24 protein-coding genes and 1 pseudogene are annotated in these 23,660 nt (G+C 47.6%); 11 read left to right on the forward strand and 14 right to left on the reverse strand.

From position 1 onward, the window contains the following. The first annotated feature begins 1 nt into the window (after position 1). The 6 genes and pseudogenes from hisI to tatC form a co-directional block, all read left to right on the forward strand. Positions 2 to 400 carry a phosphoribosyl-AMP cyclohydrolase gene (gene hisI / locus NOC_RS16170; protein WP_002813230.1) on the forward strand — a complete coding sequence of 133 codons (399 nt, stop codon included), beginning with the start codon at positions 2 to 4 and terminating at the stop codon, positions 398 to 400. Further along, positions 393 to 707: a phosphoribosyl-ATP diphosphatase gene (locus tag NOC_RS16175; RefSeq protein ID WP_011331138.1), complete on the forward strand. Its 315-nt coding sequence runs from the start codon at positions 393 to 395 to the stop codon at positions 705 to 707. The genes hisI and NOC_RS16175 overlap by 8 nt, the downstream gene beginning before the upstream one ends. Before the next feature lie 5 nt (positions 708 to 712). After that, the gene (locus NOC_RS16180) at positions 713 to 1,060 is read left to right on the forward strand and encodes a histidine triad nucleotide-binding protein (RefSeq protein ID WP_002813533.1); all 348 of its coding nucleotides are present in this window, start codon (positions 713 to 715) and stop codon (positions 1,058 to 1,060) included. Between the two features lie 44 nt (positions 1,061 to 1,104). Beyond that, the gene (gene tatA, locus NOC_RS16185; protein WP_002812330.1) at positions 1,105 to 1,377 is read left to right on the forward strand and encodes a Sec-independent protein translocase subunit TatA; all 273 of its coding nucleotides are present in this window, start codon (positions 1,105 to 1,107) and stop codon (positions 1,375 to 1,377) included. A gap of 18 nt (positions 1,378 to 1,395) precedes the next feature. Then, positions 1,396 to 1,686 (forward strand): Sec-independent protein translocase protein TatB, encoded by a 291-nt coding sequence (gene tatB / locus NOC_RS16190; RefSeq protein WP_002813657.1) that lies wholly within the window; start codon positions 1,396 to 1,398, stop codon positions 1,684 to 1,686. After that, positions 1,673 to 2,392 (forward strand): annotated as a pseudogene (gene tatC / locus NOC_RS16195) (twin-arginine translocase subunit TatC); the annotation flags it as partial. The gene tatB and the pseudogene tatC, both read left to right, overlap by 14 nt. A gap of 29 nt (positions 2,393 to 2,421) precedes the next feature. On the opposite strand, the gene NOC_RS16200 reads toward tatC, so the two are convergent. Continuing rightward, the gene (locus NOC_RS16200; protein WP_036497999.1) at positions 2,422 to 2,769 is read right to left on the reverse strand and encodes a pentapeptide repeat-containing protein; all 348 of its coding nucleotides are present in this window, start codon (positions 2,767 to 2,769) and stop codon (positions 2,422 to 2,424) included. Between the two features lie 254 nt (positions 2,770 to 3,023). Here NOC_RS16200 and NOC_RS16205 point away from each other — a divergent pair, with 254 nt between their 5' ends. The 3 genes from NOC_RS16205 (at position 3,024) to ybaL (ending at position 6,998) form a co-directional block, all read left to right on the forward strand. Further along, positions 3,024 to 3,236: a hypothetical protein gene (locus NOC_RS16205; protein WP_002812241.1), complete on the forward strand. Its 213-nt coding sequence runs from the start codon at positions 3,024 to 3,026 to the stop codon at positions 3,234 to 3,236. 370 nt (positions 3,237 to 3,606) lie between these two features. After that, positions 3,607 to 5,013: an amino acid permease gene (locus NOC_RS16210; protein ID WP_002813314.1), complete on the forward strand. Its 1,407-nt coding sequence runs from the start codon at positions 3,607 to 3,609 to the stop codon at positions 5,011 to 5,013. A 287-nt stretch (positions 5,014 to 5,300) separates the two neighbouring features. Continuing rightward, on the forward strand, positions 5,301 to 6,998 hold the full coding sequence (gene ybaL, locus NOC_RS16215) for a YbaL family putative K(+) efflux transporter (RefSeq protein ID WP_011331139.1): 1,698 nt from the start codon (positions 5,301 to 5,303) through the stop codon (positions 6,996 to 6,998). A 46-nt stretch (positions 6,999 to 7,044) separates the two neighbouring features. Here the strand turns inward: ybaL and NOC_RS17590 are convergent, their stop codons facing one another. Next, positions 7,045 to 7,347 carry a hypothetical protein gene (locus tag NOC_RS17590; protein ID WP_011331140.1) on the reverse strand — a complete coding sequence of 101 codons (303 nt, stop codon included), beginning with the start codon at positions 7,345 to 7,347 and terminating at the stop codon, positions 7,045 to 7,047. 155 nt (positions 7,348 to 7,502) lie between these two features. Here NOC_RS17590 and NOC_RS16220 point away from each other — a divergent pair, with 155 nt between their 5' ends. Then, positions 7,503 to 7,949: a TraK family protein gene (locus NOC_RS16220; RefSeq protein ID WP_011331141.1), complete on the forward strand. Its 447-nt coding sequence runs from the start codon at positions 7,503 to 7,505 to the stop codon at positions 7,947 to 7,949. Positions 7,950 to 7,962: 13 nt separating this feature from the next. Then, on the forward strand, positions 7,963 to 8,778 hold the full coding sequence (locus NOC_RS16225) for a hypothetical protein (RefSeq protein WP_002812250.1): 816 nt from the start codon (positions 7,963 to 7,965) through the stop codon (positions 8,776 to 8,778). Between the two features lie 150 nt (positions 8,779 to 8,928). Here NOC_RS16225 and NOC_RS16230 read toward each other — a convergent pair whose 3' ends face one another. The 12 genes from NOC_RS16230 to atpE form a co-directional block, all read right to left on the reverse strand. Then, the gene (locus tag NOC_RS16230) at positions 8,929 to 11,316 is read right to left on the reverse strand and encodes a sucrose synthase (RefSeq protein ID WP_002812573.1); all 2,388 of its coding nucleotides are present in this window, start codon (positions 11,314 to 11,316) and stop codon (positions 8,929 to 8,931) included. After that, entirely contained in the window at positions 11,313 to 13,475 is a 2,163-nt protein-coding gene (locus tag NOC_RS16235; RefSeq protein ID WP_002812821.1) for an HAD-IIB family hydrolase, read from the reverse strand. Before NOC_RS16235 ends, NOC_RS16230 begins: the two co-directional genes overlap by 4 nt. Then, positions 13,476 to 14,393, reverse strand: coding sequence for a carbohydrate kinase family protein (locus NOC_RS16240; protein WP_011331142.1), 918 nt, complete (start codon positions 14,391 to 14,393; stop codon positions 13,476 to 13,478). Positions 14,394 to 14,449: 56 nt separating this feature from the next. Then, the gene (gene glmS / locus NOC_RS16245) at positions 14,450 to 16,285 is read right to left on the reverse strand and encodes a glutamine--fructose-6-phosphate transaminase (isomerizing) (RefSeq protein ID WP_002813708.1); all 1,836 of its coding nucleotides are present in this window, start codon (positions 16,283 to 16,285) and stop codon (positions 14,450 to 14,452) included. Between the two features lie 77 nt (positions 16,286 to 16,362). After that, on the reverse strand, positions 16,363 to 17,724 hold the full coding sequence (gene glmU, locus NOC_RS16250) for a bifunctional UDP-N-acetylglucosamine diphosphorylase/glucosamine-1-phosphate N-acetyltransferase GlmU (RefSeq protein ID WP_002812235.1): 1,362 nt from the start codon (positions 17,722 to 17,724) through the stop codon (positions 16,363 to 16,365). Positions 17,725 to 17,882: 158 nt separating this feature from the next. Beyond that, the gene (locus NOC_RS16255; protein ID WP_002813878.1) at positions 17,883 to 18,305 is read right to left on the reverse strand and encodes a F0F1 ATP synthase subunit epsilon; all 423 of its coding nucleotides are present in this window, start codon (positions 18,303 to 18,305) and stop codon (positions 17,883 to 17,885) included. A 24-nt stretch (positions 18,306 to 18,329) separates the two neighbouring features. Next, the gene (atpD, locus tag NOC_RS16260) at positions 18,330 to 19,706 is read right to left on the reverse strand and encodes a F0F1 ATP synthase subunit beta (protein ID WP_002813568.1); all 1,377 of its coding nucleotides are present in this window, start codon (positions 19,704 to 19,706) and stop codon (positions 18,330 to 18,332) included. A 79-nt stretch (positions 19,707 to 19,785) separates the two neighbouring features. Next, positions 19,786 to 20,655 (reverse strand): F0F1 ATP synthase subunit gamma, encoded by an 870-nt coding sequence (atpG, locus tag NOC_RS16265; RefSeq protein WP_002813263.1) that lies wholly within the window; start codon positions 20,653 to 20,655, stop codon positions 19,786 to 19,788. 15 nt (positions 20,656 to 20,670) lie between these two features. Continuing rightward, positions 20,671 to 22,218, reverse strand: a complete 1,548-nt coding sequence (atpA, locus tag NOC_RS16270) for a F0F1 ATP synthase subunit alpha (protein ID WP_002812220.1) — start codon at positions 22,216 to 22,218, stop codon at positions 20,671 to 20,673. A 26-nt stretch (positions 22,219 to 22,244) separates the two neighbouring features. Further along, on the reverse strand, positions 22,245 to 22,781 hold the full coding sequence (locus NOC_RS16275) for a F0F1 ATP synthase subunit delta (protein ID WP_002813942.1): 537 nt from the start codon (positions 22,779 to 22,781) through the stop codon (positions 22,245 to 22,247). A 22-nt stretch (positions 22,782 to 22,803) separates the two neighbouring features. Next, positions 22,804 to 23,274, reverse strand: a complete 471-nt coding sequence (locus tag NOC_RS16280) for a F0F1 ATP synthase subunit B (RefSeq protein WP_011331143.1) — start codon at positions 23,272 to 23,274, stop codon at positions 22,804 to 22,806. 53 nt (positions 23,275 to 23,327) lie between these two features. Beyond that, on the reverse strand, positions 23,328 to 23,612 hold the full coding sequence (atpE, locus tag NOC_RS16285) for a F0F1 ATP synthase subunit C (RefSeq protein ID WP_002813053.1): 285 nt from the start codon (positions 23,610 to 23,612) through the stop codon (positions 23,328 to 23,330). Positions 23,613 to 23,660 lie beyond the last annotated feature (48 nt).

Here is a 23,660-nt window from a genome sequence, read left to right on the forward strand (position 1 = left end):
GATGTCTCTCGGTTGGTTAGAAGACGTGGCTTGGAACAAGGAAGGACTTATCCCTGCGATTGCCCAGGAAGATCGCACCGGCCAAGTACTGATGCTCGCCTGGATGAACCGAGAAGCCTTAGAAACCACCGTACAATCAGGCTACGCGGTTTATTGGTCTCGATCCAGAAAGCGTTTATGGCGTAAGGGCGAGCAATCCGGGCACGAGCAGATCATTAAAGCTATTCATCTGGACTGCGATAGCGACGCGGTGCTTTTATTGGTCGAACAAAAGGGGGGAATGGCTTGTCATACTGGTCGTCATCGGTGCTTTTTCAAACGCTTAGAGAAAGGAAATTGGGCAAGTGTTGAACCCGTATTGAAATCTCCAGATAGCATCTACAATAACTCAGATGAATAATACTCTTGAACGCCTTGCTACACTATTAGAGGAACGCAAAAATGCGGACCCGCAACACTCCTACGTGGCGCACCTTTACCAGGCCGGGCAAGATAAAATCCTCAAGAAACTAGGCGAAGAAGCAATTGAAACGATTTTGGCTGCCAAAAGCAGAGAATCAGATGCTATCATCTATGAAACCGCCGATTTATGGTTCCATAGTTTAGTCATGCTGGCCGAGAGCGGGCTCCGGCCGGAGCAAGTGCTCAGCGAATTAGAGCGGCGTTTTGGCTTATCAGGGCTGGAGGAGAAAGCAAATCGGGGGTAAAAACAATGGCGATAGATCAAACAGATTGCATCTTTTGCAAAATTATAGAGGGCGAGCTGCCAGCAAAGGTGGTTTATGAAGATGACCAGGTGATTGCTTTTGAAGACATTCACCCTAAGGCAAAGATTCATTTGCTGCTAGTGCCCCGCAGTCATATTTCCAGCCTAGAACAACTAGAAGTCAAACATGAGGCGCTGATTAGTCATCTATTGCTACTACTACCCGATCTGGCTCGCCGACAGGGCCTCCAGGACGGTTTCCGGACTATAATCAATACTGGACGGGGAGGCGGTCAAGAAGTGGATCATCTCCATATCCATTTGTTGGGTGGCAGCCAGCTACCAGGTTTTTAGGCTGACACATAGAATTTAAACAACTTAGAGCATGAAGCAAGACTATGGGAGTGGGTGGAATTAGTATTTGGCAGCTTCTTATTGTCTTAGTGATTATATTGCTGCTATTTGGTACCAAAAAGCTGCGCTCTATTGGCACAGATCTAGGCAGCGCCATAAAGGGCTTTCGTAATTCTTTACGCGATGAAGAGCGCCGTGATGCTGAGGAGGCAGCAACCATAGAGCATAAGCAAGCGCATAAAGCTGAAAATCCCTCCCAGAGGCAACAAGCCGATGCCGATTTCAAGATAAAATCCGGCAACGACGAGCACAAGTAATTCTTACGCTGCTATTCTATGTTTGATATCGGTTTCTGGGAAATTTTAGTCATTTTAGTCATACTGCTAATCGTGGTGGGTCCAGAGCGGTTACCAGCAGTCGCCCGTACTACGGCGCTATGGATAAGGAAAGCACGCCGCTTCGTCTCCCAAGTCAAGCAAGAAGTAGAAGAAGAACTAAGGGCTGAAGAACTCCGCCAGTCGCTTGAAAAAAATAAAAACTTATTCGATCTAGACGAGACCATTAGCGAAAAACCTACCCCCAAACCGAAGCCCTCCTATTCTAAAACACCCGATGACGGTACCTGAATCCTCCGGCACTGAAGAACAGCCGCTGGTTTCCCATCTCATGGAGCTGCGGAATCGTTTGCTTCGCAGCATTATCGTCATACTGGTCATAGCAGTCGTGCTCATGCCCTTTGCTAATGATCTGTACCACTTGCTCGCCCGCCCCCTCATGGCTCACTTGCCCGAGACAAACTCAATGATTGCCACCGAAGTGGCGGCCCCTTTCCTTACGCCCTTCAAATTAACCTTAGTAACTGCAATTATCCTCTCTGTTCCGGTGCTTCTATACCAGCTCTGGGCTTTTATTGCACCGGGCCTTTACCAAAATGAACGCCGTCTTATTTTGCCCCTATTAGCTTCCAGCACCCTCTTATTCTTTCTGGGGATAGCGTTTGCTTACTTTGTGGTTTTCCCGTTGATGTTCGGCTTCTTCACTCAGGCAACACCCGAGGATGTTGCCGTCATGACGGATATCAGCAAATATTTAGATTTTGTATTAACAATGTTTTTTGCCTTTGGACTTGCCTTTGAAGTGCCCGTAGCCACTGTATTACTCGTATGGACCGGAATTACTAACGTAGAGCGCCTCCAAGAAAAACGCCCTTATATCATTGTTGCTGCCTTTGTCTTTGGTATGCTACTGACACCCCCAGATATTATCTCGCAAACCTTACTGGCTCTCCCCATGTGGCTTTTGTTCGAAACGGGATTATGGTTCTCCCGGCTGTTTACGCCGAAAAGCCCCCTAGAAGAAAATTAATCCACCTTTAGATAACGCATTCTAGTTCCATAGCATAAAGATAAGCTTATCTCCTCCGGTTTCAGTTCCAAGGGAAAATAAACTCCTGCAATGTGCGCGCCGTGAATACTTGCCCCTTCAAGCCGACTCGCTGAAAAATCAATACCCCTTAAATCCGCCTGGCGGAAATAGCTGCCGCTGAAATCTAAGCCTTCCGCTTTTAATCCTCGCAGATCGGCTTTGAGAAAATCACAATAGGTCAGGTCACAGCTTTCTCCACTTGCTACCCGGCAGTTGAATTCCTCAATTTCACCATTTCTCAGTAATAAATATAAGAGATCAGATTTAATTTGGGGTTCAGTCATCGCCTTAGCCTCTCGCATTTTACAACTCTTTAATAACAAACCCAGCTTGATGATATCCCGCTTTGCAGAAAAGCAACTCTTAGCAAGCCATCATGGATTATTGGCCTGGTAACTAATCTAAGGCAGCAATTTATCAATCTGAATACGGCTAACATTTACCGAATGCTTAAGTAAAGCTATGCTTAAATATAACACACAGCATTCAATAGCTTGCCATACTGAAAAAGCGGGTGAGCCTAATCTAGGAGACTAAAATGTATCTAAAGCATACGACTTCTTCTGATCTGATAGAAATTCTTAATATCAAAGAATTAATCGATCCCTCTAGAGGAAGCATCACTGGCCGTTCGCACGTAGGAGAAGAAATGCAAGAACCCGCTTCTTTCCAGAAAAGAGAGCTTATTTTCCCCTCTGGAGAAATGTTGCCTCAATGCTGGATTGACCCGGATTATAAGAAAAAAATGTAGTCCAGAAAGCAGCTTCTTCAAAGACTAAAAGGGTTATGTGTTTTGCGTAGCCCTTTTTTATTCATTCACTGGCTTTAAACTTGGACTAAATGAAAAAAACCGTGCTGGCGCCATACTGTGGGAATAACGACGCAACCATTGCTATCATTTTACCCTTCTAGCTTCGCTAGTTCGCATCAAATTATATCGATTCTTTCACTGCTTACCTGTCGCTATCTTTATTGTAGGTGGCTAATTTTTAAAAGCTAAGCTACGCTTTTGTCAAAGTTTGTGCCAAAATGGTTTTTTAAATACACTAGCGTACCGAGATAGCTAGCACTATAACAAAACTTGCCTCAAAAAATTTCTTAATAGAATAAGCCAAGAATTCATGAAACTGTTTCGAACTAAGCCCATCGAAACGGATCTAGCTAAGGATACCGGCCTTAGAAAAGTGCTGGGAGCGTTTGATCTGGTCTTACTTGGCATTGGCGCCATTATCGGCGCTGGTATTTTTGTGCTGACGGGTATTGCCGCAGCGAATTATGCTGGACCTGCCGTGGTCTTATCTTTTGTGGTAGCGGGAATGGCAGTTACTTTGGCTGCCCTTTCCTACGCAGAACTAGCTGCCTTTATCGGCGGTGCTGGCAGCGCCTATGGATATGGCTATGCCGGTTTAGGTGAATTTGTGGCTTGGGTCATTGGCTGGATGCTGATTCTGGAATATACCGTTGCAATATCTGCGGTATCAGTGGGCTGGTCAGGTTATGTTGGCAATGCATTGGCAGCAATGCAAATGCATCTGCCCGACGTGCTGACACAAACGCCTTCTCAGGGTGGCTGGGTCAATCTGCCAGCAATGCTCATCATTCTTATCCTCGGAATTCTTCTTGCTACTGGTGCTAAGGTAAGCGCCCACTTCAACGCTATCATGGTATTTGTTAAAGTTGCCGCCATACTGCTATTCATTGGTGTTGCCTTCTTCCATGTAGATACTAATCACTGGACTCCCTTTATGCCCTTTGGTTGGCAGGGAGTCATGACCGGCGCAGCCAGTATTTTTTTTGCTTATATCGGCTTTGATGCTGTCTCCACGGCAGCTGAGGAGACCCGGAATCCACAAAAGGATCTGCCCATTGGAATCCTAGGATCTCTCGCTATTTGCACGTTGCTTTATATGCTAGTGGCTGCGTTATTAACCGGCATTGTACCTTACTCCTCCCTAGATGTTCCCTCCCCGGTTTCTGAAGCCCTCCTCCAGGTAGGTGCGAAGTGGGCCTCCGGGATGATTGCTATCGGCGCTATTGCCGGCCTTACTACCGTCATGTTGGTCCTGTATTTTGGGCTGACCCGGATTCTATTTGCTATTTCACGGGACGGCTTATTGCCGCCCTTTTTTTCTCATATAAACAATAGGACCGGTAGCCCCGTACGTGTGATTCTGCTATCTGGTTTAGCAATGGCAAGCATTGCAGGCTTCGCTCCCCTAAATGATATTGTCGAGCTTACCAATATTGGCACACTCGGTGCCTTCACAGTAGTTTGTGCTGGAGTCGCTGTATTACGCTACACTAGACCGGAGTTACACCGACCGTTCCGAATTCCATTTAGTCCTGCCGTCCCGCTGCTAGGAATAGCCTTCTGCGTGTATTTGATGACCCAGTTGAGCGCAGATACTTGGACTCGGTTTTCAGTATGGCTGGCAGCAGGGCTAGTCATTTACTTTACTTACTCCTACCGCCACAGTAAACTCTCTGCCCCGGAGGAAAGCAAACCAGCCCATGCGCCGCTTGAGTAAGGACTTGCGTTGTTTTCCTTTTAAATTACCTATACTGATTAAACGTGTTTATTGCTTACACCACCCACTAAGCACGAGTTTCTCCTCCCGCCCAAATTGGGCACCTCTCGCCTATCCTATCCTTCTTTATTTAGTTTGTTAAAAGAAATCTTCTTCCGTATTTTTATTATCAACGAGGGCGAATAAGGTTTGTAAGTATGGCTAGTATATAAATACTCAATTCGGATATGCACCTTAAACTCCCCCCATTCCTATATTTCTTCCCTTAGAACTAAGGAGAAAAGCTGGTGCTCCACAGCTCCCCCCTGATTACGACTCTTGCTGTGGCGCTTGGACTCGCTCTCGCGCTTGGCTTCCTCGCCGAGCGGATCAAGCTCCCGGCGCTGGTAGGATACCTATTAGCCGGTATCCTCATCAGCCCATCTACCCCGGGTTTTGTCGCTGACATAGAAATTGCAAGGCAATTAGCCGAGATTGGCATTATGTTGCTGATGTTCGGCGTAGGTCTCCATTTGTCTTTAGAAGAACTACTGGCAGTTCGCAAAATTGCCTTGCCTGGAGCAGTACTGCAAATAGCTATTACCACCAGTTTAAGTACGAGCATCGCTATTGCTTGGGGCTGGGAATTGGGAAATGCTATGGTTTTCGGCTTGACACTATCAGTTGCCAGCACCGTAGTACTGCTGAAAGCGCTTGAGACCCGTAGTATTCTGGATTCTGTAAATGGGCGGATTGCTGTGGGCTGGATAGTGGTAGAAGACATCACTATGGTGCTAGTGCTTGTGTTTCTTCCGCCGCTGGCGGGATGGCTGGATGGAGATGGAACTAACAATCAAGGTTTGGAGCTAGGATGGACCCTAGGCATTACCTTAACAAAAGTAACTGTATTTGCTGCTCTGATGCTTATTGTGGGGCGCCGCTTCTTCCCATGGTTACTATGGCAAGTTGCAGATACAGGCTCACGCGAACTCTTCACACTATGCGTAGTAGCCGCCGCCGTGAGTATTGCTTATGGGGCGACGACTCTATTTGGAGTATCTTTCGCCTTAGGCGCCTTTTTTGCCGGTATGGTGTTGAGAGAATCTGAACTCAGCCATCGCGCCGCCGCAGAATCTCTGCCCCTACGGGATGCCTTTGCAGTCTTGTTCTTTGTATCAGTAGGGGTGCTATTTGACCCCATCATTCTCATTGAACAACCATTAAAGGTACTTACCGTAGTGGCTATTATCATAATAGGAAAGCCTCTAGCAGCAGCAACTCTGATACTCGCTTTCCGGTACCCTTTGAATACGGCCTTCACGATCTCTGCTGGCCTAGCTCAGATCGGCGAATTCTCCTTCATTCTGGCTGGGCTTGGTGTCAGCCTGGGATTGCTTACTATGGAAGGCCAGAGCCTAATTCTAGCCGGCGCCATAACCTCCATTGCTCTCAACCCCATGGTATTCAAAGCGATTAAACCCTTGCAAAGATGGCTGCGATCCCGCTCAGTCTTGGCTCGCGTACTTGAAAAACCCAGTGATCCCTTAGCAGAATTACCCATGTCCACTGAACAAAAGTACCTTTCTAAGCAAGTAGTTTTGGTAGGGTATGGGCGAATAGGCCGACGGATTGGAAAAATACTGACTGAGCGGCGGATTCCCTATGTGGTTGCAGAACAAAATCGGGAGCTGGTCGAAGCGCTGCGGAAACAAGGCATACCCGCCGTATCAGGGGACGCCTCGGACTCGGCCGTGCTTATCCAAGCTCACATTGCTCGAGCTAAGATACTAATGATCACCATACCAGACACCTTTAATGCACGGCAGATGATCAAGACGGCTCGTACTCTCAACCCAAAGATTGAAACGGTCATTCGTGCCTACAGCGAAGAAGAAACTATACTGCTGGAGCAAGAAGGTGCGGGGAAAATCTTCCTTGGCGAGAACGAGCTGGCTACAAGCATGGCGCTGCATGTACTGGAACAATTAGGAAAAGGTAAGCATTAAAGGGTGTCAGGTTTTCTATGTAACCAAGGCTCAATCAGGCATCGTCTCAGCGAAAAGGGTGAAGAATTGATTGAGCGCTGCCTTCCAAGCTTGAATAAGTCACTAAAAAGCAACGTGGATAATAAGCCAAGCGTGCCATGGTGAGTAGCCATGGCATCCCGTAGATGACGATATTCAGTCGACATAAAGCATCTGCGATTACTGGCATCGCCAACAGATGAGCAGCAAGAGAGACAATACCCGTTGCCATTAACCTACCAAATGAGGTTGGAGACAAATCTTTTATATTTTTGAATGGATGGCTCGGTGAAGTTTGCCCAATAGATGCCTTCCTGTCAGCAGAGATCATAAATGATTGAAAAACCCTTCTAGCTTAAGGGGCTGACAAAACTCCTTTCATTTTTCTAGAAATGAACTAAAAAAATAATTAAGATCGTTACAATTTACCACAGCGCTTTTCCACAGATTTTTCCCTTAATACATTGATTGAAGAAAAAACTATTAATGACCCAAAAGACGCTTGAAGTGCGGTTAAAGTGTGGTAAAGTGACGCAGAATATATGTAGTAAAAGTGCGGATAAATGCAATAAGAGAAGAAGCATGACCCTATCTGATAAGCTAAAAAAATGTACTCAGACCCGTGGTCAAGGACAGCAAGCATTCTTAGCCCAGCGCCGCGAAATCGCGCGGGCGTTGAAGGCTGGCTATCCGGCCAAAACTGTGTGGAGCTTACTCCATGAAAAAGGAACTATGCCAGTCCAGTACCGGACTTTTATGGAATATGTAAACCGCTACCTCAAGGATAACGGACAGCCGCAACCTCAACCAGCTGAAATATCATCTTTGCCCCCACTAAATAAATCTAAGTCGGTAACCCAATCTAGCCAGCCTCCCTTGGCCAAACGCTTTCAGTTTGATGCCAAAGGCAAAACCAAAGAAGAACTCATTTAGGAGAATATGCCCGATGGCAAGAGCGCATTTTACTCTGCAAGGGAAAGGCGGTGTAGGCAAAAGCTTGGTCTCCGCTCTGATCGCCCAGCATCGCCAAGAAAATAACATTCCCTTGATCTGTGTGGACACCGATCCGGTGAATGCCACCTTTTCCGGTTATACAGCTTTTCCAGTCAAGCGAATAGAATTATTAAAGGAGAATACTATCGATGAGCGGGAATTTGACCGGCTTATGGAGCTTATCGTAGACAACCGGGATACGGAAATAGTAATTGATAATGGGGCATCTAGTTTTATTCCTTTATCCTCCTATTTGGTGGAGAATGAAGCAATAGATATGCTTCATTCCTTGGGGCATTCAATTATTATTCATCCGGTAGTGACGGGTGGTCAGTCGCTGCTCGATACTCTCTCAGGTTTTGATGCCTTAGCCAGCCAATTCCCAGCGTCGGCAGACATGGTAGTATGGCTAAATTACTACTTTGGCCCAATTGAAAAAGAGGGCAAAACCTTCGAGGAAATGAAGGTTTATCAGGATCACAAAGGGCGCGTAAAGGGGGTTGTGAGGATTGATCGCCATAATCAAGCTACCTTTGGAGAAGATATGCAGCAAATGCTCGAAAATCGGATGACGTTTAGCCAGGCGATTGAATCCGAAAAATTCAAACTTATGGCTAAGCAACGCCTCAGAAAGATGAAAGATGAACTATTTAAACAAATGGATCAGATACTAGCAGTATCAGAAAAACCCGTGGCCAAAAAACACTCGGCTGCCGAAGCGAAAAAGCCGAAAAAAGTGAGCAGAACCTCTAGCAAGCGATCCGAGTAAAAATATTTATTCCTCCTTTCCGCCCCCGCTTCCTGCTCAGTAGCCCCATGGGAAAATAAATTCCTATCTTTCATAGTTGCAGGAGTGCTGCTAACCACCAGCTTTATTATTCTAAGCTATTCATGGGGAAGGAAGAACAACTTTTTTAAGCTAATGCTCTATCTGCTGAGCGAGGGGGCGAAATTGCAGATTATAAAACATCTCCAGGTAACGTCGGCGCTCCGCCCGCTCCAGATTAGTCACGTATTTCCAAAAACCATAGATGCGGGACAATGTCATCATCCGCTCGGCGTAGAGTTCCCAAGTATAATGGTTTTTAATCCGGCGCAAAGCACCTTGGGAGAATTTGTCCCAATATCCCGCTTCAGTCTGACAATGTTCAAAAAAATCAGCGATACGGTCAGCGGCTTTTTCGCCATGGTTAGGATCAATATGAAAACCTGACACTCCCTCTTGGATAATCTCTAAAGGCCCACCATAACAAGTAGCAAAGGTGGGCAACCCGCTACTCATAGCCTCTATCACAGTCAAACCAAAGGCTTCAAAAAGAGCTGGCTGAACAAAGGCGCCACGGGAGTCCGCAATGAAGCGATAAAGCTCTCCTGCCAAGTTTTTTTGCAGCATAACTCCCAACCAGCGGACTTGGCTATCCAATTTATATTCTTCTATCAGCTGATGCATCCGGGCAATTTGTACCTGTTCTTCGCTATCCGCTGACTGACTCTTATCTATATACCCGCCCACGACCACTAAATTGGCTAATTTTCGCAGCCGCTCACAGCGCCCGTACCACTCTACTAAACCCGTGATATTTTTAATTCGGTCTAGGCGCGCTATAGTAAACAATAAAGGTTTGGTGTGATCCTGAAGTTTGCCACGGGCGTCGGGGCGTTCATCACCCCATATCAACGCTTCGATTTCCTGGCGCAATCCGCTTAAACGCCGTTTTGTATCCGTATAGGGAAAGTAAACTTCCCCATCCGCACCAGGCGAGACAATATTGAATTTAGGATCGAAAACGTCAATGCCATGAATCACCTGATACAACCCCGGCAAAGTATAGGCGCTATAACTCTCATACTGGCCCACGCTGTTTTTATTCCCGGCAATTTCCTGATAAGTGCTGGTGACAATAAAATCGGCGCTATTCATAGCGATGAGATCGCCAGTGAATTGGCAGGCAAAATGATATTGGGCATCATTCTCCCGCCAGTATAAATCGGAATAAAGATATTTAGCCTTTTCCAAGGCATGGGCAATATTGCATTGAGTCACCCGTAAACGCTGAGAGAGAAGGGTCGCCACTAAGCTTCCGTCCGAGTAGTTACCGATGATGAGATCTGGACTCCCTTCAAGTTCGGCAAGCATTTCCCTTTCCGCATCCATGGCATAGCGCTCAAGGTAAGGCCAAACTTCAAAGCGGGAGAGCCAATAGGGCAGTACTTCGCCCCCAGCATTGCGAAAAGGGACTCTTAAGATAGCGGCATTTTCTGTCCCTACGATGGATTCTAAGCGCTGATCGCATCGAGTGCCCTGAGCCTCTGGAATCAAGCGAGTAACGACCAAAATCTGAGGTGCAACATCAAGTCCCTGCTCTTTTAACTGTCGGTGCATTTCCTTCTCTAGCGCCCGAACCTGATCCAGGATATACACTACTTGGCCCCCAGTATCCGGCAATCCGAGAATATTACCTTGGCCAAAATACCCATGGGGACTAAGAATCACGATATTAAAGATCATGGGAATGCGCGCCAAGAAATGCTCCAAGTTACCAGGCTCAGGCGCTTCAAGAATATCCATTAAAAGACTAAAGGAATCCTGTATTCGGGCCGCAGTTCTACCCCAGCCCCGCTCAAATCCAAATTCCTGTAACTTATGCCCCACGGCATCCCATTCAGCAGCTTCCTGAAAACCACCAAGAAAATCCATTGCCAGACGCAAAGCACAGCGCAACCCCTGTACATCCTGGATACGATCATTCAGCATTAAAGGTTGTCCCCGACAGTGGTGGACACTTAAGAAACTGAGCAGATATTGTCCTCCGGTCTCTAACTCATTAAAGAGCTGGTTAGAAAGATGCCGATTGAGAAAATCCATTCCGCGCCCAATGGAGCGGGTTTCTCTAAGCCGGGGAAACTCCCGGTTGAAGGGTCCCATATCAATTTTCAGCGGCCACGATTGAGGCTGGGTGGGACCAAGCACAAGACGTTCCTTGAATTCTAGGAATTGGGAGACAGGCACCGTTTCAATCTGCATTACCTCGGTATGAATCCGATAATATTCCCAGTTTGCAATTCGGGGACGCACTGATAAATAAATCCACTCCGGATCAACCGCCGCCTCCTGGGCGGCTTGAATTATTGTTGCTAAGGGAGAATCTTGGAGCAATGCCCCCTCATCATTCTCTTTACAGAAAAGATCAAATTCATCGACGAGATCAGATCTAAGCAAAAAAGGTCTTTGAAGCGCCAAATAGCGGCGCAGCAATAGATAAACGATCTCTTTGTGCTGGCCTACAAAATTGGCTAATTCCTTCATAGTGCCTCTTCCTTGGCCACTACCGCTTTCTCCTGCTCAAGAAAGCCATAATGTGCTAATGCCTCTAAAATCCCCCAGGCATGATGGCCTTGAGCAAAATAAATACTGGAATCTTCACGCAGATACTCAAGTTCAGGGCTATAGTTACCCACAACCGCCCCTAAAGTATTCCCAGATAGCATTTCTTTATCACTGCCGGAGTCGCCCACCACAAGGAGGTGCTCTAGGGGAATACCCCATTTGTCGCAGAAAAAACGAACCGCGCTTCCCTTAGAAGCCCGCACCGGCAATAAATCCAGATAAGCCTGATAGGAATAGATAATATTGGCGCTCAAGTCCAACTGCCGCAGGTGGCGGGCAATGGCTGGGATATCAAGCCCTTTTTTAACATCTACATCATAGCTGATCTTACAAGGTAACTGTTCACTGGAAGGCTGAAGACGCAAATTAGGAATATCAGCCATCGCCTTGAGGATAGATTCCCGCTTCCAACGGTAACGGATATGTTGCTGCCAGCTTTGATCTTCCACCAAATTTGGCCCGTAGAAAATTTGAGACCCTACCCCCGTAATCAGAAGATCAGGCAGAGGAATATCCCATTTCTTAAGCACTTTGAGAGTACTAGCAAAATTCCGCCCGGTAGCAATACCAAAACCAATTTTAGCGCCTGCCTCCTTGAGGCTTTCAAACAAGCTGCGAAGGCCCTCTCCATCTCCGGTTAAGGTATTGTCAATATCACAGACCAAAACCTTTTCGGAAATGGGTAAGCGGCTCTTTTTTTTCGCTTGGAGCCTGGGTTTTTTCGCCTTCCGGATGACTTTACTCACCTCGCGCAAATATTGAGTGACATGTCCTGGCCAGGAGTAATACTGCTGGGCACCCTTAAGGCCGTTTTTAGCCCATCGGTGCCAGCGGTTGCGATCAGAAAGAGACTCAAGCAGTACCTTGCCCATCCGATCCGCATCCAGGGGATCAATGAGGCATCCGTTCTTGCAGTGCTCTAATATTTCCCGGGGGCCCCCATCGTGGGTAGCAATAACAGGTAAACCACTTGCTGCCGCCTCAATTAATGTGAGGCCAAAGGGTTCAGTAAGTGCGGGATTAATAAAAACGCCTTTCGACCGCGCCGCTAAACGGTATAAATCTGGCACATCATCAACTTCATGATGCTTGGGATAGGCAATACTGCCATAAAGATCATAGCGGTCAATTAATAATAATATCTCTTTTAGTACCGTCCTTGGTCCTTTCTCCATGGTACCGATATCATCCCGGTTACCCACTATTAATACTAAATTAACCTTTTGGCGTAGCGCCGGGTTTTCTCCATAGGCACGGATCAAAGTAGAAATATTTTTCCGCGCATCTGGCCGGGATAAAGCCAGGATAAGAGGTTTACGGGGGTAGGATAGAAAACGATTTATTTCCTGCTCAATCGGTGCATTACGCCAAAAACGGGAGGGCGGGTGAAAACGCTCCAGATCGGTGCCGGGAGGAATCACTACCATCCGTTTTGGGTGATAGTTATCATAGAGGGCATACTGTTCATCCACTTCCTGCTGGGTACTTGCAACCACCAGAGCTGCTGTGCTAAGGACTTGTTCTTCAGCCTCAATCCGTTGCCGCATATTGTACCGAGTTTCAATACTCTCCTCTTTGGTTCCCCCTTCAAGGAGCCGGTGCCGTTTTACCCGGCCTAAGGAATGGCCCGTATGCACTAGCGGTACGCCTAGTAAACCTGCCAGCCTTACCCCTACATAAGCAGCATCCGCATAATGGGAGTGAATGATATCGGGGAGGCGACCGATGCGGCGAATATGCTGTAGCGCATAATCGGCGAAACTACCTAGATAAGGCCATAATACTTCTTTACGCAGGTAGCGGCGCGGACCACAAGATAAGCGTACAATCTGAGCTCGAGGGGCAAGATATTCTAGCGGTTCGCTATAGTCTTGCCCTACTTTAGGATCGATAACCTTTCGCGTTAATAAATCAACCCGGCCAACTTGAGGATTTTCTGCAAGGGCTCGGGCCAGCTCAATGGCGTATTTTGTCTGGCCACCAGTATCAGCATCTCGGCCTAATTCCAGCTCATGGCCACGAATAAGACCATGGAGGCTGATAAGCACAATATATAGGCCATCATCGGGCTGATTCATTTAGGTCTCCCGCCAATCCGCTATAAATTTAGTATAGAATTTGGGATCCTGGGTTACGGCGCCCCGCATCGCACAGATAGCAGCGGCAAAAGCAGCTCCCCGCTCTATTGCCTGTTTAAGTGGCCAGTCCTGCAGGAGTCCTTGTATCATCACGGCACTAAAAGCATCGCCTGCGCCCACCGTATCTATCACCTTAACGGGTTGTGGCTCAACCCAATGGGACTTATTGTCTGCTGTTACCAAAAAAGCCCCCTTGGCGCCCAAAGTGACTAATACCCAGGCCAACTGAAAGCGCTGGCAAACAAACTGAGCTCCCTGCACCAGTTCTTCCTGAGTTTCAGCCTTATGCTCAAGGAGTGTAAGCAACTCTGCATCGTTCAATTTAACCCAACGGGCGGCACGCAAGGCTTGTTCCACTGAAGCGTGCTGCCACCAAGGAGAGCGAAGATTGAGATCAAGAAAAATAAGTGGTTCGTAAGCATTGGACAAGACCTCCAGTGCTCTTTTAGAAACGGCGGAACGAATAGCCAATGTGCCTCGATAAAGCAAAGGAGAAGACTGATTGGATAATTGCTTCAAGAAGAGATCAGGATCAATAAAATCATAGGCCTGCTCCGGTAGGATATTAAAGCTAGGCTGACCGTCCTGAAGGGTGATTTCTACTCTACCTGTGGGATGGAGCGGATCTTGCTGAATTCCACGGCAATCCATGCCCCATTTTTTCATGGCTGCTAGAACCTTCTGGCCTTGTTCCTCAACGCCTACCCGGCTAATAAACAATGGCGCTAAACCAAAACCTTGCAGGTGCCAAGCCACATTAAAGGGCGCCCCCCCCAAAACCTGGGTTCCATCAGGAAAACAATCAAAAAGAACTTCTCCAAAAACAACGGGGCGCGGAAATGCTTGCTGCTGCATCATCTGTTATCTTATTTGAATTGTTTACTACTCCAGGCTCCAGACAAAAAACTTTTAGCCTACTCGACAGTAACCGATTTAGCCAGGTTGCGAGGCTGATCCACATCGGTCCCCTTAATAACGGCTGCATGATAAGCTAGCAATTGCAAGGGGATAGTATAAATGATGGGGGCGGTTTCATCCTCTACTGACGGTATTTCTATAACCGTTATCCCAGGACCGGATTTAACCTCTGCCGCATGATCGGCAAACACATAAAGCCGTCCGCCCCGGGCCCGAACTTCTTGCAGATTAGACTTCAGTTTCTCTAATATCTGATCATTAGGCGCCACCGCGATCACAGGCATGTCGGCATCGACCAGGGCCAAAGGGCCATGCTTTAACTCCCCAGCAGGATAGGCTTCAGCATGAATATAAGAGATCTCTTTGAGCTTTAGCGCCCCCTCCATGGCAATGGGGTAATGAGCTCCACGTCCCAAGAATAAGGCATTTCGAATCTCGGCAAATTGCTCGGAGAGTTCCTCGATAGCTGGACTTAGCTGTAACGCCTGCTCCACCCGGCTTGGAAGAAGCAGCAACTGCGAGACGAGGCGAGCTTCCTCCCCCGCTGTCAGTTTGTGACGCCGTCCCAACACGATAACAAGAAGTAACAAGGCTGTTAACTGGGTAGTAAATGCCTTGGTAGAAGCTACGCCAATTTCAGGACCAGCTCGGGTCATCAAAACTAAGTCTGCTTCTCGTACCAGAGAACTTTCTGGAACGTTGCAGATACTCAAGCTAGGACCAAAACCTGCCCGTTTAGCCTCCTTAAGGGCAGCAATTGTATCAGCGGTTTCACCTGATTGAGATAAAGTCACAACCAAGGTATGGGGGGTAACCACCGGGCAACGATAACGAAACTCACTGGCAATCTCTACCCGGCAAGACACATTAGCAATAGATTCCAGCCAGTAATGGCCCACCATCCCCGCATGGTAGCTAGTCCCGCAGGCCAGTATCAGCACTGACTGAATTTCATCCAGAACTTCTCCCGCCTTAGGCCCAAAAACTTCATCCAAAACTCGGTGACCACTAATTCTGCCTTCTAGGGTTTCCGTGATCGCCCTAGACTGCTCAAAAATTTCTTTGAGCATATAATGGCGGAAATCTCCACGTTCCACAGCATCTGCATGAAGTTCACTTTCCCGGATAGGACGTTCTACCTGTTCGCCCTCAACATTATAAATGGTAACCCGCTCCCGAGTCAGTTCAGCAATATCTCCTTCCTCCAGAAAGATAAAACGCTGAGTAACCGGCAGCAAAGCCGCCACATCGGAAGCAATAAAATGCTCCCCAATACCTATTCCAATGACGAGCGGGCTGCCCCGGCGAGCAGCCACTAGATAACTAGGATCCTTAGTTGAGATCACCCCTAAAGCATAAGCCCCTTTAAGATCTTTAAGCGCATTCTGAACTGCCACCAAGAGATCATCATACCGCTCAAAGTAGCGATAAATTTGATGCACAATGACCTCAGTATCCGTATCCGAGGTAAACTCGAAACCATTGGCCCGCTGCTGAGTGCGCAGTTTCTCATGGTTCTCAATAATACCATTATGGACCAGCGCAATGGCCTGCCGACAAATGTGAGGATGCGCATTGGTTTCGCTGGGTTCGCCATGAGTGGCCCAGCGAGTATGGGCAATACCTGTACGGCCCCTCAAAACGGTACCAGAAAGACCCCGCTCAAGTTCTGTAATTTTGCCACGCCGCCGCACTCGTTGCAGGGATTTTCCTTCTCCATCGATCACCACTATTCCAGCTGAATCGTAGCCGCGGTATTCCAAGCGGCGTAAACCTTCCAATAAGATGGGAACTACATCCCGTTGCGCAACTGCCCCGACGATACCACACATGCTCTATTTTTCCTCTTGCTTTTAAGCCGGCTTATTTTCCGCACTGATAGTAAAACCCAGGGGTAATCTAGTAATCTTCACTTTTTACTAGGCCGCTTCCATCCAGGCCATGATTTTTGTGGCGTCCTGCTTAGGGTCAATTCTCCCGGCGGCACATCGTGGGTAATGGTAGCCCCCGCGCCAATAGTTGCGCCCGCACCAATTTTCACGGGGGCTATCAATTGAGTATCTGAGCCAATAAAAACATTATCTTCAATGAGCGTATGATGTTTATTTGCCCCATCATAATTACAGGTAATCGTACCAGCTCCAATGTTAACTTTCTTGCCGATAGTGGCATCACCAATATAGCTCAAATGGTTAACTTTGGAATTTTTATTGATAGTCGATTTTTTGATTTCCACAAAATTACCAATATGTACTCCTTCACCTAACCTCGTTTCAGGACGGATGCGAGTAAAGGGGCCAACTCGGGCACAAGCATCAATCGCGGCTTCTTCAATAACGCAATTAGCCAATACCTCAACGCCTTCCCCAAGCACCGCGTTGCGAAGATAGCAGTGAGGGCCTATTTTTACTCCATCACCTAGAATCACCCTCCCTTCAAGAATCACATTAATATCAATATAAACATCCTTCCCCACCAGCAATTCACCCCGCAAGTCAAAGCGATCGGGATCGCTGAGGCTAACTCCTTCCCCCATTAAACGCGCGGCCTCCCGTTTCTGATAAAAACGCTCTAAATAGGCAAGCTGCTGGCGATCATTGACACCCATCACCTCTATAGAATCTGCCGCTGAAACTGCTACTACTTTCTCTCCGCTGGCGACAGCGTGCTCAATAATATCGGTAAGATAATACTCCCCCTGGGCATTATTATTGCTAAGCTTAGGGGCAATCTGCTTCAAGTAACGAGCCTCAATAGCCGTAATGCCTGTATTAACTTCTCTGATCCGGCGTTGCTCTGGGCTAGCATCAGCTTCTTCAATAATTTTAGATACCCCGCCAACCCTATCTCGAATAATCCGGCCATAACCATTAGGATTAGCCAGCTCAACAGTAAGCAGACCTACCCCTCCCTGATCTACCATAGCTAGCAGCCTTTTTAGAGTCTCAATTTTAACCAGAGGGACATCGCCAGAAAGAATCAAGAGCATTGTGTCCGGCTTTATATAAGGCAAAGTCTGGAGCGCCGCATGACCCGTGCCTAACTGTAGTTCTTGCCGCACCCAAGTAATATCAGCCGCTCTAAAAGCCTCAGGCACCGTTTCCCCACCATGGCCATAAACCACAATTATTTGCGCTGGATTTAGCTGGCGCGCTGTTGCGATCACATGGCTCAGCAGCGGCCGGCCTGCAAGTTGGTGAAGCACCTTGGGTAAAGTTGAATGCATGCGGGTTCCTTGCCCCGCAGCTAGGATAATGACGCTAACAGCCACTATACCCCCTCTATATAAATTTGTGGGAAATAGAAAATTAATAACTTAAGGTTTTCACACTTTATTTATCGGCTATATTAGGATGTCCTCTAGAAATAAAAAAGGCCGTCCATGGACGGCCTTTTTTATTTCTCTTAGCAAAATACCAACTATTTTCTTTAACCTAGCTTTTTACGTATCCTCTGAATAGCCTTAAGTTGAGCAATTGCCTCGGCAAGCTCAGCTTGAGCCCGGGCATAGTCCAGCTTACCCTCTCGATCTTGAAGCGCCTCCTCCGCCCGTTGTTTAGCTGCCAGGGCAGCGGCTTCATCAATATCCGCAGCCCGCTGAGCAGTATCAGCCAGCACTGTAACAACATGGGGTTGAACCTCAAGCAAACCACCAGAGACATAAAAAAAGTCCTCCTGGCCCTCCGGGCGCTGAAGTCGAACTTCTCCTGGCTTAAGACGGGTAATCAAAGGCGTATGGCGAGGCATAATGCCTACTTCCCCCATCTCTGCCGGCGCAAATAGCATATTAACCGTTCCAGAGAAGATCTCCCGCTCAGCGCTTACGATGTCCACATGCATGGTCATGGCCATTCCCTTCTCCTCGTAATCCTAGATTTAAAGCTTCTTAGCCTTTTCTACTGCTTCATCAATAGTGCCAACCATGTAAAAGGCCTGCTCTGGTAGATGATCATATTCACCTTCAACAATACCTTTGAAGCTTTGAATGGTTTCTTTAAGAGGCACATATTTGCCAGGACTACCTGTAAAGACTTCAGCCACAAAAAAAGGCTGAGAGAGAAAACGCTGAATTTTCCGCGCCCGTGACACGGTAAGTTTATCTTCCTCAGACAACTCATCCATACCAAGGATAGCAATGATATCCTTAAGCTCCTTGTACCGTTGCAAATTACCTTGCACCGCCCGTGCTACTTGGTAATGTTCCTGCCCCACAATGAGAGGATCAAGCTGTCGACTGGTTGAATCAAGAGGATCCACAGCAGGGTAAATCCCAAGCTCTGCGATCTGGCGGGATAACACTACTGTAGCGTCCAAATGGGCAAAAGTCGTAGCTGGAGAGGGATCAGTAAGGTCATCCGCAGGGACGTATACTGCTTGAATCGAGGTAATAGAACCCGTCTTAGTGGAAGTAATACGTTCCTGTAAAACACCCATCTCCTCCGCCAAAGTAGGCTGATAGCCTACCGCGGAGGGCATCCGGCCAAGCAGCGCCGAAACCTCTGTACCTGCCAACGTATAGCGGTAGATATTATCCACAAACAGCAATACGTCACGACCTTCTTCACGAAAGAATTCAGCCATGGTCAGTCCCGTTAAAGCTACCCGCAGGCGATTTCCAGGAGGTTCGTTCATCTGCCCATAAACCAGAGAAACCTTATCCAAAACCTGGGAATCTTTCATCTCATGATAAAAATCATTGCCTTCGCGAGTCCGTTCCCCAACACCCGCAAACACTGAGTAGCCGGAATGCTCGGTTGCAATGTTACGGATAAGCTCCATCATATTAACGGTCTTACCCACACCAGCGCCCCCAAATAGGCCAACCTTACCCCCTTTGGCAAAGGGGCATATTAAGTCAATGACCTTAATACCGGTTTCCAGCAACTCCGTAGCGGGGGACAATTCCTCATAGGCAGGCGCTTTACGATGAATAGACCAGCGCTCTTCTTCACCAACCGGCCCCGCTTCGTCCACGGGCTCCCCTAGGACATCCATGATTCGCCCTAACGTTTTAGTACCTACTGGCACTGAAATAGGAGCCCCGGTATTGGTTACCGCCATGCCCCGGCGTAAACCATCGGAACCTCCCATTGCAATTGTACGCACGACCCCATCCCCAAGCTGCTGCTGTACTTCCAGAGTCAAACCAACGTCATCAATTCTCAAGGCATGGTACACCTTTGGAATGGATTCACGTGGAAATTCCACATCAACTACTGCGCCAATAATCTGCACAGTCTTTCCGGTGCTCATAATCTATTCCCCTTAGCGATATATTGTGTGTCTCTGTTACCTGCCCTTGCCTTCAGGTTTAGAATAATTGGTAACAAAATTAGAGAGCAGCGGCGCCGCCCACGATCTCTGAAAGTTCCTGAGTAATCGCCGCTTGCCGAGCCTTGTTATAGGCCAGTTGGAGATCATCAATAAAACCCCCTGCATTATCTGAAGCAGCTTTCATAGCAACCATTCGGGCAGCCTGTTCGCAAGCAATATTCTCTACCACACCTTGATAGACCAGGGACTCGATATAGCGAATCAGCACTTGGTCTAGGACTTCTTTCGCTTCTGGCTCATAAAGATAGTCCCACCGATGCTCCAATTTTTCATCCGTTTTTCCCACATTCGCATCAATAGGTAATAACTGCTCGATTTCTGGACGCTGAGTCATAGTATTAACGAACTCATTGAATGCCAAATAGAGGCGATCAACATTTCCTTCTTGATAATTATCGAGCATTACCTTAACTGTCCCAATCAGATCCTCTACGTGAGGACTATCGCCCAGATGGGTCGCTTGGGCCGCGATGCTACCGCCAAACCGGCGAAAAAAAGCATTAGCCTTTTGGCCAATAATGCAAAGCTCAACAGGCACACCTTTTTCATCCCATTCCCGCATGGTCCGTAAAAGGGTTCTAAATAAATTGGTATTGAGACCGCCGCACAACCCCCTATCACTAGAGACAATAATGAAACCCACCTTCTTGGCCTCACGACTGGTCAAATAGGGATGCTGATACTCCTGATGGGCTTGGGCCAAATGGCGGATTACGTTACGGATTTTATCCGCATAGGGGCGGGAAGCCCGCATCCGATCCTGGGCCTTGCGCATCTTACTGGCCGCCACCATTTCCATGGCGCGGGTAATTTTTTGCGTATTTTTAACACTGGCGATCTTACTACGTATCTCTTTGCCACTCGCCATGAAGGATGCTCCTACTTACCACGTATTAGTGGTTTTGAAGTTCTCAATAGCGGCCCTAAGCTCTGCCGCAATCTCATCGCTATAATCGCCAGTTTTGGTAATCTTGTCCAAAAGTTCCCCGTGGCTAGACCTCATATAACCTTGTAAAGCGGATTCGAAATCTTGAATTTTATCCACTTCTACGTCATCCAAGAAGCCTTCATTAGCAGCAAATAAGGATACGGCCATTTGACCCACGCTCATTGGCGAGTATTGGAGCTGCTTCATAAGCTCCGTCACCCGTTGGCCTCGCTCAAGTTGCTTTCTCGTTGCTTCGTCGAGATCAGAAGCAAACTGGGCGAAAGCCGCAAGCTCACGATACTGCGCGAGATCTAAGCGAACCCCCCCTCCTAATTTCTTGATGATCTTGGTCTGAGCTGCTCCTCCCACCCGTGAAACTGAAAGGCCCGCATTAATCGCTGGGCGAATACCTGCGTTAAATAAATCTGTCTCTAAAAAAATCTGGCCGTCGGTAATAGATATGACGTTAGTAGGAATAAAAGCAGAAACATCCCCAGCCTGAGTCTCAATAATAGGTAAGGCCGTCAAAGAACCCGTCTTACCTTTTACCTTCCCTTCGGTCAATTTTTCTACGTGCTCCGCATTAACCCGAGCTGATCGCTCTAGCAGTCGAGAATGAAGGTAGAATACGTCACCTGGGAATGCCTCTCGTCCCGGCGGGCGTCGAAGCAACAGAGAAACCTGGCGGTAAGCCCAGGCCTGCTTAGTAAGATCATCGTAAATGATCAGCGCATCCTCACCTCGATCACGGAAATATTCTCCCATTGCGCAACCGGCATAGGGAGCAATAAATTGCAGCGCCGCCGACTCAGATGCGCTGGCGGCCACGACAATCGTATGCTCAAGGGCTCCGTGCTCTTCTAGTTTTCGTACTACACCTGCGACAGAAGAGGCTTTTTGGCCTATTGCCACATAAATACACTTAATTCCCGTGCCTTTTTGATTGATGATAGCATCAATGGCTACCGCCGTTTTTCCGGTTTGACGGTCTCCTATAATTAACTCCCGCTGACCCCGACCAACTGGCACCATAGAGTCAATAGATTTCAAGCCTGTTTGCACCGGTTGTGAAACCGATTGGCGAGTAATAACGCCAGGCGCTACTTTCTCAATTGGAGAGGTTGCTTGCGCTTCGATAGGTCCGCCCCCATCAATGGGAATACCCAAAGCGTCTACAACGCGGCCTAATAATGCTTCTCCAACCGGAACCTCCAAAATACGGCCGGTACATTTGGCCCGATCTCCTTCAGAAATATGCTGATAGGGTCCGAGTATTACCGCACCAACCGAATCTCGCTCCAGATTCATCGCTAGACCGTAAGTGTTTCCGGGAAATTCAATCATTTCCCCAAACATTACATCGGCCAGCCCATGAATACGGACGATACCATCCGTCAGGCTAACTACCGTACCTTCTGTACGGGCCTCCGTATCAGCTTCAAATCCTTCAATTCGTTTTCTAATAAGCTCGCTAATTTCTGCAGCGTTGAGTTGCAGTTGCATGGATATATCCTCTTGTTAGGTCCGCTCTAATGCAGTAATGAAGCGGCCAACTGATTAAGTTTCCCGATAGCAGACCCATCAATAACTAAATCGCCAGCGCGAATAATGACGCCACCCAACAGGGATTCGTCGGTTTTACGGGAAAAGGTCACCTCACGCCCTAGTCGACGTTTGAGAGCACTCGCAATTTCATTTAATTGCTCCTCAGCTAGCGGCTTAGCCGAAATAATCTCAACTTCTAATGTTCCTTCGATCTCGGCTCGTAGCTGCTCAAACAAAGCAGCAACCTCCGGAAGAACGGACAGGCGACGATTATCAGCCAATATTTTAATAAAGTTTTTAGCAGATTCGGTTACCGTATCACCTCCGATTTCAACGAATAGCCCAATGAGCTGCTCGGAAGTGTAGCGCGGATCGTCAATCAAAATTTGCATTTCCGAATCCCTAGCCAAGTCTGCGAATACATTTAGTACCCGTGACCACTGATCATAGTTCTTTTGTGCCTGGGCTAGCTCAAATACCGCATTGGCATACGGTCGAGCAATCGTTATCTTCTCAGCCATTGACTTTTTTAATTTAAGATTCCTAAATCTGAGCAACTAATTCTTTTACCAAGGCTTCGTTTGCCTTTTCATCAAGCTCTCGTTTGAGAATCTTGCTAGCGCCAGCGACGGCAATCGATACCACTTGGCCCCGCAGATCCTCGCGGGCACGATTCATCTCCTGCTGAATTTCAGCATTAGCTGAGACCTTTAACCGCTCCCCCTCAGCTTGGGCTGCCTCCTTAGCTTCTTCGATGATTTCACCGGCACGTTTTTGAGCCTGGGTAATAATCTCGGCAGCCTTTTCTTTGGCTTCATGCAGGGTTTCCTTGGCACGTTTTTCTGCTAATTCCCGCTCATGCTTGCCACGTTCAGCCGCAGCTAAACCGTCAGCAACCCGCTTCTTCCGTTCCTCCATCAGGTTAGTCAAAGGCCCCCAAAGAAAGCGGTTGACGAACCAGACTAGAATCCCGAAGGCTACCATCTGGCCGATGAGTGTAACAGTTACATTCACGGCAGCACTCCTCTACTTCTGTGGTTGTAGCTGATGTTATCTTTAAATTAACCTTAGCTGCCGATTGCAGCCAGGGCAGCACCAGTAAAGGGATTAGCAAATATAAACCACATGGACATGCCCAAAACAATCATAGGAAATGCTTCCATCAAACCGCCTGTAAACAGCATCTGTCCCATTAATTGCGGACGCATCTCAGGCTGCCGGGCAATACCTTCAAGATATTTGGAACAAATAAGTCCCCACCCCAGAGCAGAACCAAGACCAGCAGCGGCAAGAATGATCCCCACACTAACAGCGGTAGAGGCATAGATAGACACAAGCAGTTCAGGATCCATAAAATTTCTCCTCGTAGTAACGAAAAATAAAAAATATTTAAAGAACTT

This window comes from Nitrosococcus oceani ATCC 19707, assembly GCF_000012805.1.
Classification (GTDB): domain Bacteria; phylum Pseudomonadota; class Gammaproteobacteria; order Nitrosococcales; family Nitrosococcaceae; genus Nitrosococcus; species Nitrosococcus oceani.